The organism is Eremococcus coleocola ACS-139-V-Col8 (assembly GCF_000183205.1).
Taxonomy (GTDB): domain Bacteria; phylum Bacillota; class Bacilli; order Lactobacillales; family Aerococcaceae; genus Eremococcus; species Eremococcus coleocola.
In genome coordinates this window covers 46784-60777 of sequence record NZ_AENN01000017.1, presented here as the reverse complement: position 1 = coordinate 60777, position 13994 = coordinate 46784, and the positions used below count along the sequence as shown (strand labels likewise).

General features: G+C 39.4%; 13 protein-coding genes. 6 read left to right on the top strand and 7 right to left on the bottom strand.

Going from position 1 to position 13994, the window contains the following annotated elements; genetic code table 11:
* Window positions 1–347: 347 nt before the first annotated feature.
* Window positions 348–1001, top strand: coding sequence for a redox-sensing transcriptional repressor Rex (locus HMPREF9257_RS07030; protein WP_006418905.1), 654 nt, complete (start codon window positions 348–350; stop codon window positions 999–1001).
* 76 nt (window positions 1002–1077) lie between these two features.
* Here HMPREF9257_RS07030 and HMPREF9257_RS07025 read toward each other — a convergent pair whose 3' ends face one another.
* Complete coding sequence (locus HMPREF9257_RS07025; RefSeq protein ID WP_006418829.1) at window positions 1078–2061, bottom strand: helix-turn-helix domain-containing protein; 984 nt, start codon at window positions 2059–2061, stop codon at window positions 1078–1080.
* A gap of 336 nt (window positions 2062–2397) precedes the next feature.
* Here HMPREF9257_RS07025 and HMPREF9257_RS07020 point away from each other — a divergent pair, with 336 nt between their 5' ends.
* The 5 genes from HMPREF9257_RS07020 to HMPREF9257_RS07000 all read left to right on the top strand — a co-directional run bounded on the left by HMPREF9257_RS07020 (window position 2398) and on the right by HMPREF9257_RS07000 (window position 7710).
* A complete protein-coding gene (locus HMPREF9257_RS07020) occupies window positions 2398–2667 on the top strand; it encodes a co-chaperone GroES (protein WP_006418780.1) in 270 nt (89 codons plus the stop codon).
* Between the two features lie 38 nt (window positions 2668–2705).
* Window positions 2706–4340 carry a chaperonin GroEL gene (groL, locus tag HMPREF9257_RS07015; RefSeq protein WP_006418843.1) on the top strand — a complete coding sequence of 545 codons (1635 nt, stop codon included), beginning with the start codon at window positions 2706–2708 and terminating at the stop codon, window positions 4338–4340.
* Between the two features lie 159 nt (window positions 4341–4499).
* Entirely contained in the window at window positions 4500–5564 is a 1065-nt protein-coding gene (locus tag HMPREF9257_RS07010; RefSeq protein WP_006418794.1) for an acyltransferase, read from the top strand.
* 127 nt (window positions 5565–5691) lie between these two features.
* A complete protein-coding gene (locus tag HMPREF9257_RS07005) occupies window positions 5692–6366 on the top strand; it encodes an endonuclease III domain-containing protein (protein ID WP_006418969.1) in 675 nt (224 codons plus the stop codon).
* Between the two features lie 90 nt (window positions 6367–6456).
* On the top strand, window positions 6457–7710 hold the full coding sequence (locus HMPREF9257_RS07000) for a LysM peptidoglycan-binding domain-containing protein (protein ID WP_006418839.1): 1254 nt from the start codon (window positions 6457–6459) through the stop codon (window positions 7708–7710).
* Window positions 7711–7982: 272 nt separating this feature from the next.
* On the opposite strand, the gene HMPREF9257_RS06995 is transcribed toward HMPREF9257_RS07000, so the two are convergent.
* The 6 genes from HMPREF9257_RS06995 to HMPREF9257_RS06970 all read right to left on the bottom strand — a co-directional run bounded on the left by HMPREF9257_RS06995 (window position 7983) and on the right by HMPREF9257_RS06970 (window position 13931).
* Complete coding sequence (locus HMPREF9257_RS06995) at window positions 7983–8918, bottom strand: nitronate monooxygenase (RefSeq protein WP_006418844.1); 936 nt, start codon at window positions 8916–8918, stop codon at window positions 7983–7985.
* A gap of 326 nt (window positions 8919–9244) precedes the next feature.
* On the bottom strand, window positions 9245–9994 hold the full coding sequence (locus HMPREF9257_RS06990) for an amino acid ABC transporter ATP-binding protein (RefSeq protein WP_006418732.1): 750 nt from the start codon (window positions 9992–9994) through the stop codon (window positions 9245–9247).
* A gap of 1 nt (window position 9995) precedes the next feature.
* Window positions 9996–11651: an ABC transporter substrate-binding protein/permease gene (locus HMPREF9257_RS06985; RefSeq protein ID WP_006418933.1), complete on the bottom strand. Its 1656-nt coding sequence runs from the start codon at window positions 11649–11651 to the stop codon at window positions 9996–9998.
* A gap of 269 nt (window positions 11652–11920) precedes the next feature.
* Window positions 11921–12460: a hypothetical protein gene (locus HMPREF9257_RS06980; protein WP_006418943.1), complete on the bottom strand. Its 540-nt coding sequence runs from the start codon at window positions 12458–12460 to the stop codon at window positions 11921–11923.
* Window positions 12461–12544: 84 nt separating this feature from the next.
* Entirely contained in the window at window positions 12545–13417 is an 873-nt protein-coding gene (locus HMPREF9257_RS06975; RefSeq protein ID WP_006418876.1) for a glycosyltransferase family 8 protein, read from the bottom strand.
* Window positions 13407–13931, bottom strand: coding sequence for a transcription repressor NadR (locus HMPREF9257_RS06970; RefSeq protein WP_006418842.1), 525 nt, complete (start codon window positions 13929–13931; stop codon window positions 13407–13409). Before HMPREF9257_RS06970 ends, HMPREF9257_RS06975 begins: the two co-directional genes overlap by 11 nt.
* Between the last annotated feature and the right edge of the window lie 63 nt (window positions 13932–13994).

Here is a 13994-nt window from a genome sequence, read left to right as displayed (position 1 = left end):
AGGAGTGGGACAGATGTCTCACTCCTTTTTTATATCAACTTACTTAAAGTATGGGATAATAAGATAAAAAAACAAAAAATTAAAATATAATGTGAATAAATCACAAAAAGCAAATTTTATTGAGACTTCTATCATAAAAATATTGCTAGCGGTTTCATTCTTGTTAATTATAGCTTAATGATTATGAAAACTATAGGGGCCGTTTTCACATAAAAATTGTGAATAATCAGAGAATAAGGTTGTAAATTCACAAAAAATTAGTTATTATAAATTTATGGTAGTTCAACTATTAATCTGAATAATCAAATTATTTTTAAAATATTAAATTGTGAAAGAAGGTTCATAATATGGTAAAACCTATTCCGCGCGCAACTGCTTTGCGCTTACCTATTTATCATCGTTACTTACGTTTTTTACAAAATTCTGGTAAAAAAAGAGTTTCATCAACTGAATTGAGTGAAGCTGTCAAAGTAGATTCAGCCACCATTCGGCGCGATTTTTCTTATTTTGGTGCCTTAGGTAAACGGGGCTACGGCTATGATGTTGACTATTTAATTGATTTCTTTACCCGAATCCTTAACCAAGATCGTCTAACCTCTGTCGGTTTAGTTGGGGTGGGTAATTTAGGGAATGCTCTCTTAAATTATAATTTCCGTAAAAACCACAATATTCGTATTTCAGCTGGTTTCGATATTAATCCTGAGATTGTAGGGACGATCCATTCAGGCGTGCCTATCTATGCCATGGATGAATTGGAACAACAAATTCAAGACCAACAGATTGAAATCATGATTGTAACAGTTCCGCAAGAATATGCCCAAGATGTGGTTGGCCGCCTAGTGACTTCGGGTATTAAAGGTATTTTGAACTTTACTCCTTTACGTTTCCAAGTCCCAGAAAATGTGGTCGTGCAAAATGTCGATTTAACCAATGAATTACAAACTTTGATTTACTTTATTGATAATAATATTCATGGCAACGGTGAATTACCTGAGATTTAGATAATTTATAAGAATAAAAATAGTGGGACTAGGCAAAAAGGCCTAGTCCCACTATTTTTTCGTTCAGACAGAATCTTTAACGTTTTTTACTGAAGCTATCACCAATTAATTCAATGACCCCTGAAAAGGCACCCGCAAATGGCCAAATGACCCAGGACCAAGCCCAATTATCTGTATAAAGGGAATAGGCGATGTAGACCATAGCAATGAGTGTCCAGTAAGCACCAAAGATAGGGCCGGACCAACTTCTACGGCGTTTACTTTCTAGTGAATAATCTTCTTCTTGCAAGAGTTGATCATAGGCTTCCCGTTGGTCGAGTGTCTGGACGATTAAATTGACCCCGATTGCTACTAGAGCTAAGGTCATAATAATAAAAATACCCACATTTGTTTTAGCCTGATCAAAGAGTTCAATCATCAGAATTGGGATAGCCGAAACAATACACAAACCGATACCTAGGATGAGTCGAAAAACATATTGGTCGTGGCTTTTTTCTTTCAGGTCACGAGCTAGGTTAGTCACCCCATATTCGGTATCAATCATTTCTTTTTCTAAGAAATCAAACTTAGCTACTTTCTGATTGGCAAAAATAATTAACCCAACCCCTATCGCAACTGCTAGTAAGAGAGTAGCCACTCCAATGAGGGTAGCCATATCTTCACTGAGAGGGAAGTTTTCTGTTTCCGCGCCGAGGGCTGTATAGAGCAGGATACTTGGTGATAAGATTAAGAGTGAAATGCCGCCAGCTAGGATAGGTCGACTTTCTGCTTTTAATTTTAAGTAGCTATTGGCTTCTTCTAAAGAGAATTTCCGTCGGTCTTCCAACCATTCTAGATCTGCTTGCTCTGGGTCAAGATTTTCAACATCGTCTTTTAAAAGATAATCGGTGGAAACTGAGAAAATTTTAGACATTTGAATAAGCCGGTTTAATTCGGGGGTAGATTGAGCACCTTCCCATTTAGAAACAGACTGCCGTGAGACGCCTAACATTTCAGCAAATTCTTCTTGAGACCAACCATTTTTTTTGCGAAGTTCAATTATTTTATCAGCGAGTATCATATGAATTCCTCCTTTTTTATGGCTTAAGTATAGGTGGAAAAGGGGGTGACATGCTAGCAAGTCTGCTTGTCAATTCAGCTCATAGGAGTTGCGCTTCCTTATCTATAGCTATTTTAGGCGAGCATGGTGTGTGAACAAATCTTTTGTACTTTAATTTAAATATATATTAGAGCTTATGGTCAGTCAATTATTGTTGAAGGATTGTTAGGCAAAAAAAATCTTCTTAAAAGTAATCATTCTTCTTGCAAATTGGTCAAAGATGGTCTAATATAATACTTGTGTTAGCACTATATACTATCAAGTGCTAATTGATAAAATATGATGGAGGTCTTAAATATGATTAAACCTTTAGGAAAACGCGTTGTCATCAAAGTGGCAGAAACTGAACAAACAACCAAGTCTGGCTTTGTCCTTCCAAGCTCAGCTAAAGAAAAAGAACAATTTGGTGAAATTATAGAAGTAGGCCCAGAAATTGTGGCTGAAGATAATGTCGCAGTCGGTGACCAAGTCTTTTTCAAAAACTATTCCGGTACTGAAGTTGAATTTGATGGCGTAGAATATTTAATCATTGAACATAAAGATTTACTTGCAAAAATCGAAAAATAATTTCTTTAAAAAGATAAAGTAAAGGAGTTTTGATAAGAATGGCAAAAGAATTAAAATTTTCAGATGACGCCCGTGCAGCTTTATTACGCGGGGTGGATAAATTAGCTGATACAGTAAAAACAACGATTGGACCTAAAGGTCGGAATGTAGTTTTAGACCAAAGCTTTGGTTCACCTACCATTACTAACGATGGGGTAACCATTGCTCGTGAAATTGAATTAGAAGACCGTTTTGAAAATATGGGTGCTCAACTCGTCCTTGAAGCAGCAACCAAAACCAACGATGTAGCAGGTGACGGTACGACGACCGCAACTCTCCTAACTCAAGCCATTGTCCGTGAAGGAATGAAGAACTTAACTGCTGGAGCGAACCCAGTAGGAATTCGTCGCGGAATTGAAATGGCAACTAAGAAAGCTGTTGAAAGCTTAAAAACGCAAGCCAAACAAGTAACTTCTAAGGAATCAATCGCTCAAGTTGCGGCTGTTTCTTCAGGCAGCCAAGAAGTGGGTAACTTAATCGCTGAAGCTATGGAAAAAGTGGGTCAAGATGGCGTTATTACCATTGAAGATTCTCAATCCATCGAAACTGAATTATCAGTGGTTGAAGGTATGCAATTTGACCGTGGTTATCTATCACAATATATGGTAACTGATAATGAAAAAATGGTAGCTGATTTAGAAAATCCTTATATTTTTGTAACTGATCGTAAGATTTCTAATATCCAAGATGTCTTGCCTTTACTAGAATCAGTGATGCAATCTGGTCGTTCACTTTTAATTATTGCAGAAGATATCGAAGGTGAAGCTCTACCAACCTTAGTTTTAAATAAATTAAGAGGTACTTTAAATGTCGTGGCAGTTAAAGCTCCAGGCTTTGGTGACCGTCGTAAAGCCATGTTAGAAGATATTGCTGTTCTAACTGGTGCGACTGTTGTTTCTGAAGAATTAGGTTTTGAATTGAAAGACGCAACTATCGACCATTTAGGTACAGCCGGTAAGGTTAGCGTAACTAAAGATGATACCACGATTGTTGAAGGGGCAGGTTCTAAAGATGCTATTGCTGACCGCGTGCAATTAATCCGTTCTCAAGCTGAAGATACAACGTCTGACTTTGACCGTGAAAAATTACAAGAACGTCTCGCTAAATTAGCGGGTGGTGTGGCTGTAGTTAAAGTTGGCGCTGCGACTGAAACAGAACAAAAAGAGCGTAAACTACGGATTGAAGATGCCTTGAACGCTACGCGTGCAGCCGTTGAAGAAGGGATTGTTGCCGGTGGTGGTACAGCCTTAATCAATGTTCAAAAAGCAGTGGCTGAACTTGAAGCTGACACTGAAGGGGACGAATTAACTGGTATCCAAATTATAGGTCGTGCCTTAGAAGAACCATTACGTCAAATCGCAGTGAATGCTGGCCGTGAAGGTTCTGTCATTGTTAATAAAGTACGTGAATCTGCTGAAGGTACAGGTTACAATGCTGCGACTGATGTCTTTGAAGATATGATTGCTGCTGGTATTGTGGATCCTACCAAAGTAACCCGGTCTGCTCTACAAAACGCTGCCTCTGTAGCTGCTTTATTATTGACGACTGAAGCCGTCGTGGCTGAATTACCTAAGGATGAACCAGACATGGGCGGTATGGGTGCCCCTGGTATGGGCGGCATGGGTATGATGTAATTCCAACCATACCTGACTGAATCATAAATTAAACTAGCTCTGAGAAGGGCTAGTTTTTTTATGCTAAATGGTCAGTTTCGAAAATCATAAAACTAGTCAGCTTACGGGAGAAACTATATAATATATCTATCGAAAGTTCTTAAGAAAAGAGGTGCCGGAATGGTACAACAAGAAAACCGCCAGTCTAATTTTGAATTACTTCGGTTAATTAGTATGGCTTTAATTGTAATCCACCACTATGCTTACCATGGAGCCGTTGATATTAATGCCCAAGTAACCCAGCAGAGTTTTGCCTTACAAATCCTAAGCTTAGGAGGGACTGTAGGTGTTAATGTCTTTGTTATGATTGGTTCATATTTTCTAATTGGGAAAGAATTTAAATGGCGGCGGACTTTGAAAATTATTATTGATGTCTTCCTCTATTCCTATTTAATCTTTGCGGTCTATGCCATTTTTAAGCCCCAGTATTTACATGACAAAAATATCATTAACTTTATCCTGCCATTTCCCGGCTCGTATTGGTTTGCTGCTTTCTATGTTTTGTTAATTCTTTTTACTCCGGGTCTAAACTATATCATTGAGCATTTTTCCCGGAAAAACCTGAAAAATACCCTGTATTTATTTGCAGTCCTCTTAGTGATTGGCCCATCCTTAACCCTCTATGATTTTAGTATCGAATGGAAACGACTCTTAACCTTTATTTTTCTCTACTTATTAACCGCTTATATTAAACTCTACCTACCCGACTATATTGATAGCTTGGCTAAAGGGCGTAAGTTGACCTTATGGGCTACTGGACTCTTGGTATTAATTGTAATTATTATGTTAGCCACCGATGCTGAGTTAGAATCGTCGCCCGCGACCGATATCTTAATTGGCCAAAATAAAATTTTTATTATCTTAATTTCCTGTGGTCTATTCATTTGGTTTAAAAACTGGCACCTGGCATCAATTAAATGGATTAATGCCTTGTCAGGAGCTACCTTTGGGGTTTATTTAATCCATGAACAACCGCTCTTAAGACAAGCCATCTGGCAGAGAGTTGCTAATGATCAGGTTCATGATTTTGCTACCTCTCTATTTGGCGGTTTTATTAGTGGCTTTGGGGTTTTCCTAGTCTGTCTACTTTTAGCTTACTTAGTAGAAAAAATTCTAGGACGATTTACTAATAAGTTAGCAGTAGGACTCGGTCAAAGAATGGATAATTGGGATGCCTTGCTCTAGTAAAAGACCCCTCTCTATTTGATGAAAGAAACCAGCTGATAGGCAAGCTAGAGCTAGCTTGCCTATGGCCGTTTTTTTAAAATTACTGTCGAATTTTATTTAGTCAGATTACTTAGAAAGGGAATTCATGCCAGAAATATTAAGTCATCCAAGACAAGTTCTAGATTTGATTTGGCCCAGTGATGATTTTGATTACCATTGGCCAGGAAATTCTAAGTGGGAAATTATTCTAGGTGCCTTCCTAGTTCAAAACACAACCTGGACTAATACTGAAAAAGCCTTGACCCGTCTACAAGCAGAAACGAGTCTTCAGCCTAAGCAAATTTTAAGTTTAAATCAAGAGGAATTAATTGCTTTGATTTTTTCTGCCGGTTTTCATCAGAGTAAGTCGAATTTAATATTGAAATTTTTCACTTGGTTACATAGCTATGATTTCGACTTGAAGAAAATTCAAGTAGCCTATCCAGATACTCAAGCATTACGAAATAAGCTCTTGTCCTTCAAAGGGATTGGTGAAGAAACGGCCGACGTTCTGTTACTCTATATTTTTGACCGTCCTGTGTTTATTGCGGATAACTACGCCCGCAAATTGTTTTTGGGTCTGAAATTTCAGCCGGCAGCTAAATATCGTTTATTGAAAGAGGCGATTGAAGCAGCAGGGAAAGACCTATCCTTAATTGATTATCAAAAATTTCATGCTGCCATTATAGCTTTCGGCAAAATTAATTTACGTGGTCCCGGCCCCCATAACCATCCTTTCTTTGACCGCTATTGCTATAAAACAATTGTGTCTAGGAGGTAACAGTTTGATTAAGAAAGAGGCTAAGTTTTTAAAAGAATCTTGAAACGTGATAAAATAAGGAAGTAAATTGATTGAAAAGGAGTGAACTCGGTGAAAAATAAATACTCTAAATTATCCAAAACTGCCCTAGTCTTAATGAGTAGTCTTGTCTTGCAAGCACCCTTAGCCTTGGCCCAAGAAGCCTATACTGTTCAACAAGGGGATACCCTATATGATTTAGCCCAAACCATTGGAGCCTCGGTTGATGAATTGATGGCGTGGAACGGATTAACCAGTGATTACTTAGATGTTGGTGATATTCTATATTTGGCTCCTGCTGCGCCAAGTGCGGAAAGTACACCTGAAACAACCAGTCCAGCATATTCTAATGGACCTGGATATCATACCGTCTCAGCAGGTGAAAACTTATGGTCCATTGCTTATTATTATGGTACAACCATGCAAGCAATTGTGGATGCGAATGGTTTGTCTTCTGATTACCTAGATGTAGGTGATCAACTCTATATTCCGGCCGTCAATGATGCCTATGGACCAGGTGAAGCGGTCTCTTATTATGGTCAAGAACAAAGTACGAACTCAACGCCCGCAGACTATAGTTCAAGTGTTACCCCGGATAGCACGGTGAAAGATGGAGCACAAATTCATACAGTAGTGGCGGGGGATAACCTTTATGATATTGCCATTGCTTATGGAATTAATTTAAATGATCTTTATACTTGGAATGGGCTTAGCTCAGATTACTTAAATGTGGGTGACCAACTGATTGTTGGATTAGCTGGACCGGTTGAAGACAATCAAGAAGTCACAGTAACGGATGACCAAGGTCAAAGTAAAAAGATTGATTTAAGCAAAATTCCTGAAAAATTCCGTCCTAAAACCTACACGGTTGTAGCTGGAGATAATGTCTGGAAGATTGCTCAAAAGAACAAAGTCTCTGCTGAATCAATCCGCTTATGGAATGACTTAGCCGAAGATCAAGGGCTAACAGTGGGTGACCAAGTCTATGTTTCAAATCCTGCCTTAGTCCCAGAAATTCATGAAGTTGTGGAAGGGGAAGACCTTGCAAGCATTGGTGCTGATTACCAAGTGGCAGAAGATGATTTACTGGCTTGGAATGACATAAGTAAAGCAGAAGATATCAAAGTAGGCGACCAAATTGCTGTATCAAATCCAAAACCTGAAAAACATCAAGTTCAAGCAGGTGAAACTTTGGAAGATATTGCCAATACCTATGGTGTGACTGTTGATGATTTGCGGACTTGGAATAATTTACCAGCCAATGCACTGATCGTGAATGGTGAGCTGATTGTGGCCGATCCTCAAGCAGGCAATTCGGCCGAATAGACTTTATATAAACTAAATAGGGAAGGTATCAAAAGTAAGATTTGATACATTCCCTATTTTTATGTCTTAGCCACTAGACAAGGGTTTATATTTTCTTTGTGCATTGGTAAATCTCAATACACAAAATTACTTTTCCAGTGCATTGAGAAACTTTAATGCATAAATTATGCTTTTTTAGTACTTTGAAAGACTTGAATGCACAAAATTAGTTTTGCCAGTGCATGGAGAAGCTTTAATGCACAAGCCTGGCCTTCTCTTAGGGTATAGTTTTTTTATAGTTTTACATTAGATAGTTGAGATAGACAGTCATTTGCTTCTTGAATGATTTCTTCAATAATCTCTTTAGCAGGACGTACACCTTTTACTAGACCTGCGATTTCACCAGACATCATGGTGCCGGTTTTAGTGTCACCTTCAACCACAGCCCGATAAAGCGAGCCTACGGTTAATTTCTCTAACTCTTCTTCAGGTGTATTTTGCATTTCTAAGTCTAAATATTGAGTTAACATTTCATTATTAATCGCCCGTACAGGGTGACCACCCTTACGACCCGTCACGGTGGTGGCTTGATCATTAGCAGAAACAACCGCCTCTTTAAAAGAATCTGGGATAGGAGTTTCTTGGGCTGCTAAGAAGACAGTACCCATTTGGACACCCACAGCACCTAAGGCTAGAGCAGCTACGAGGCCACGACCATCACCAATACCACCTGCAGCAATAACTGGAATATCTACTTGTTCAGTGATTTGTCTTACGAGTGGCATGGTTGAGCTAGCACCAATATGGCCCCCAGCAGCTTGGCCTTCTGCTACAACTGCAAGCACGCCTAAGTCCTTCATTTTTTGTGCATGTTTAACAGAGGCGACAACTGGAATGACTTTTATCCCAGCAGCAAGGAATTGATCATAGTATTTTTTAGGAGAACCAGCCCCGGTTGTCACTAAGGGGACTTTTTCTTGGCAAACGACTTCAACTAATTCATCAATATTAGGTTGCAGTAAATTCAAGTTTACCCCAAATACTTTATCTGTATTTTCCCGCACCGTTTGAATTTCTTTCCGTAGTCCTTCAGCATCTAAAGCACCAGTAGTCAGTAGACCTAAACCACCTGCCTCAGCTACCGCAATGACGAGGGGAGACCGAGTAATGTGCTGCATTCCCCCTTGGATAATCGGATATTTGATGTCGATCAATTCAGTCAGTAACATGTAACCATTCCATTCTATAAGTTTTGTTAAAGGTATTATAAGCTAAAAATAAAACGTTTTCAATACTATCTAAGCAAGCTTTTTGCTGTTATTATACGGTGTTTTTATGTTCTTTGTGAAACTTCCATTTAATATAAAGTCAATAAAAACCAGATAATATTGTAAAACTAATAATGAAATATGAACTATCTAATTTTTTTCAAAAAGCTGTGAATTTAATCGAATAAAAATTGAAAAAATTCCATGAAAAAAGGGAACAGGTTTAGCGACGCTTGTATCAGCTGAGTCGCCTAACCTGTTCCCAATTAATATGGAATCTAGTTTAATTATTTACCCAAGTAACGGCCCAAGAATTCACGTGTCCGTTCATGTTGTGGATGATTAATAACTTGATCAGCAGAGCCCATCTCAAGAATGACACCTTCATTCATGAAAGCAACCCGGCTGGAAACATCGCGGGCAAAAGCCATTTCATGGGTGACGATAATCATGGTCAGCCCTTCTCTAGCTAATTCAGCCATGGTCTCAAGTACTTCGCCAACCATTTCGGGGTCTAAAGCAGAGGTAGGTTCATCAAAGAGTAAGAGTTCAGGATCCATGGAAAGGGCACGTGCGATGGCAACCCGTTGTTGTTGTCCCCCAGATAAGTGACGGGGACGGGCATTCCGGTAAGGGGCCATACCAACTTTTTCAAGATTGGTTAGGGCGATTTCTTCGGCTTCTTTTTGAGACCGACCTAGGATCTTGACTTGCCCCACAGTACAGTTATGGAGGACATCCATATTCTTAAATAGGTTGAATTGTTGGAAAACCATGCCGACTTTGGCCCGAAATTTATTTAGGTCAAAGCCTGGGGCTAAAATCGATTGCCCATGATAGAGGATATCGCCCCCTGTAGGTACTTCAAGGAGGTTGAGACAGCGGAGTAGGGTAGATTTACCAGATCCAGAGGAACCGATGAGGGAGACAATCTCTCCGGATTGGATTGAGAAGTTGATGTCTTTTAAGACTTGGTGGTCGCCAAAGGCCTTCTCTAAATGTTGTACATCAAAAATTATTTGATTATTTTCTGCCATCTTAATAGTCTCCTTTCTCTAAGGATTCAACGGTGGTTGATGAGGTATGAACGGAATAATGTTTGCTACCGGATAATTTAAATTCGATTAAGCGAAGAATCCGAGTGGTTGCAAAGGTTAGAACAAAGTAAATTATAGAAGTAATTAAGAAAGTTTGGAAAGTTAAATAGGTTGAACCTGCGACGGATTTAGTGGTAAAGAAGAGTTCAGTCACAGCAATTACGTTTAAGACTGAGGTATCTTTAATATTAATCACGAACTCATTACCAAGAGCAGGTAGGGTAGCCCGGAGCGCTTGTGGAAGCACTACGTTGGACATGGTTTGGAAGTGGTTCATCCCGATGGCCTTGGCTGCTTCAGCTTGACCTTCATCAACACTGGTAATCCCACCCCGCATAACTTCAGATAAGTAAGCACCGGTATTAATGGATACAATTAATACAGCTGCAACCATAGAGGAGAGATCTAAATTGAAGAAAAGTTTTAAACCATAGAAGATCAACATGGCTTGAACCATCATCGGCGTACCACGGAAAATTTCAATATAAGCAACAATCAAAAAGTCTAAGATTTTATAGAAGATATAACCGATGGGGTTATTTTTACGACTAATTGGGATGGTCCGATAAATTGCCACTAAAAGACCAATTAAGGTACCAATAATGGTAGATAGTAAGGCGATCCAAAGGGTATTGATGGCTCCACGGATAAATTGACTGCCATATTCTGACCAGATATAAGCTACTTGACCAAAGAAGGAAGTATCTTCACCTTTTTCATTTAAATTAACCATTTGCTCCATTAGGTCATTTTGATAATCTTGGTCTAGCGAAGCTAAGGCTTGGTTAATCGGTTCGTTTAAAGTAGAATCTTTACGTAATCCGACGCTGACATCGGTTACGATGTCGCCACCTAATTCAAAGGAGTTTGCTTCGTCAAATTGGAGGTAAGTTAAGTTGGGATTAGCCGCGACAATCCCCATAGCGCCGGCAATATCAGATAGGAAACCATCAATCTTATTCGAAATCAAGGCAGAGGTCATGGTCGGGAAGGTATCCATCGGAACCTGAATATCCGCCCCTTCAAGTTGATCTAATAAATCTACATGGAAGGTATTCAATTGGGCGGTCATTTTGGCATCTTTGAAGTCCCGGATAGATTGAGCCTTAGCATAAGGACCGTCTTTTTGGACAACAATAACCATAGAGGCCTTATAATAGGAATCACTGAAGTCAATTTGTTTTTTGCGTTCAGGGGTTGGTGACATACCAGCAATAATGGCATCAATTTTGCCAGATTGTAAGGCAGGCGGTAGACCGTCCCATTCTAATTTAACGATTTGTAACTCAAGACCCAAGGCTTCAGCCAATTGCTTAGCGATTTGGACATCATAACCATTCGCAAATTCACCCGGTGAATTTGAAATTGCTACGGCGCCGTCCTTATCGGTTGCTTGTGACCAGTTATAAGGGGCATAATTAGCTTCCATTCCCACCTTGAGAATGCCCTTATCAGATAAGTCTTCTTCAATAGCTTGACGGGTATCATCAGTGAGTTCAATGGTCAAATCTTGTGCCGAAACCAAGGGTGCAAATAGGGACACCGCCATGATTAAGGTTAACAAGATGTTTAACCATACGTTAAACATTCGTTTCATGAGCATTCTCCTTATTCATTTTAAAGTCTATTTATCATAACGAACTTAGATTTATAAAGCAATAAAAGTCCAAAATAAAATTAAAAATAATTAATAAAAACGCTTTTATATCCACGATTTATTTATACAAAAAATCAATAAAAAATTAAACCGTTATCATTAATGGGTTTTATAAAAAAACGATTCTATTTTTTAAAATTGATAGAATTAAAAAAAGATGAGAAGTCTTTCGGGCAGACCTTCATCTTTTTCATGGAATATTTAATTATTTAGGCTTTTTTAAGGGCTTGGCTTAATTGGAAGGCTAATTCAAAATCAACCATGCCATGTATCACCGTACCCAAACCGATGAAAATAACCAGGAAGGACCACATGCCCCCGGTTGTTGCAGTCATTCCTACTTGAATCAGGACATAGATAACCAGCATTTCGGCCAGTCCGTGAATGAGATTAAGCCAAAAAGAAAAGAAGATACGTGCTTGGGGTTTTTTGAGAAAGGTGTGGCCATGCTTTTGGATATAATAGGCCCCGATACTGGCGAACAATAGGTGGCTAAGGGCCCGGGCTACAATTGGAATGGGAAAACCCGCTAGTAAAAAACCTAGGGCCGCGCCGCCAGCGACGACGATGGCGATAAAAGGTGTTTGGAAAATAGCTAAGAAAATGGGTAGGTGGCTAGCCAGGGTATAGGAAGCGGGTCCGATGACTACCTTAAGTGGCATTATAATTGGTATTAAAATAGCGAGTGCGGTGAGGAGTCCAGACCGGGTGATGACCTGACTGTGACTTAGGGGTTTTGATGGTGACATAGAAATACTCTCCTTTACATGTGTTAAGGAGAGTGTAAGACAAAACTACCCATGTGTCAAGTTAAACTTGATATCTGTAAACTTTTATAAGCTTTCATTTTGACGAATTTGCTTGTTATTTAAGTTAGCCAAATAACGGTAGCCTTCCATAAAGCCCACCGCTTCATGGTAATAACGGTCGAAATCACCAAAATAATCAGTTTTCCAAGGCTTATTGCGACCGATATAATGGATAATTTTACACTTGTCATCAATCCATTGGAGTCCTTTTTCACGCTGGAAGAGGTTATTTTTTAAGAAGATCCGCTCCGTCATATTATAGATTGTGGCATCGATTTCTAGGATTTTATCAGGATACATGGCTGACAAGACGTCTTGGTCTGGTAAAAAGAGGAGGGGGTTAAACTTATCGATATATTGGCCAATGGCTAATTCATCTTGGCTTTGCCGTAATTCTTTTAGATTCATTAATAGAACGCCAGAATTCACGTAAATTCCATTTTCATAGTTCAGCCTTAGTTGGTTTATCCGGGATAAGCCCCAGTCGACATGGGTCGCCGCTCCAAAGTAGTAGCGGTCCATATCAATTTGATAAAGATCATCTAAATTTCCTTTAATGACAATATCGGGATCGAGATAAAGAATCTTATCGATGGTCTGAGGCAGGAGTTTTGCGGCAAAAAGGCGGTAATACATTGCGTAAGGATAACGGTCAGTTGTTGGAAATTGAACAAAAATTTGGTCGTCTACTTGAATCGGATGAATTTTTAGTGAAGTACAGGCAAAGAAAGCTTCTAATTCAGCCAAAGCTTCTTTGGGGATGGCCTGGTGTAAGAGATAGACCTCAATATCCTGAGGATGGTAGTGGATCAAGGAAAACAGCATAACTTTGAGCGGTGGGATATAGTTTTGGTCCAAAGTGACTAGGATATTCATGGATTTTGCCTTAGTTTTCATAGAGGATTCCTTCTTCTTTAAGGGCAGCTTTTATCGCAAGAAAACTTGCCTTGTCCGGACACTTGAGGGTATGGTAATGGATTCCTTGAGTTAGGAAGGATAAGAGGGCGCCCTGGTGGTCTTGGGTAAGGCTCATGAAACTTTGAATGTCCTGGTCGCCTTCAATAGCAAGCGAGGCGGTAATCAAGCCATAAATGGGATGGTCAATCTCGACACTTTCAAAAGCCGCTCCATGGTCTAGGACAATTTCTAATTCTCGTTGGGTTTGACTTAAACTATGCCGGCAACAAATCCGGTCTCGATAGTTTAAAGGCACGGTTTGGAGTGTCTGTGACATAATATAACCCCGATGGGTGGATGTAATCTGGTAGCCCGCTTGGCGGAGGCGATTGATATCACTAACAATAATTTGCCGACTAATGTCAAATGAAGCAGCTAAGTCAGAAGCAGAAATAGGATTTTGTGCTGCTTCAAGTGCTTCCACGATGGCTTGACGTCGTTCTTGAACCTTCATAATATTCCTCCTAATTAAGTCTGTCCTCAGTATAGCAAAAAAAATCTCGAATTTCTGTAATTA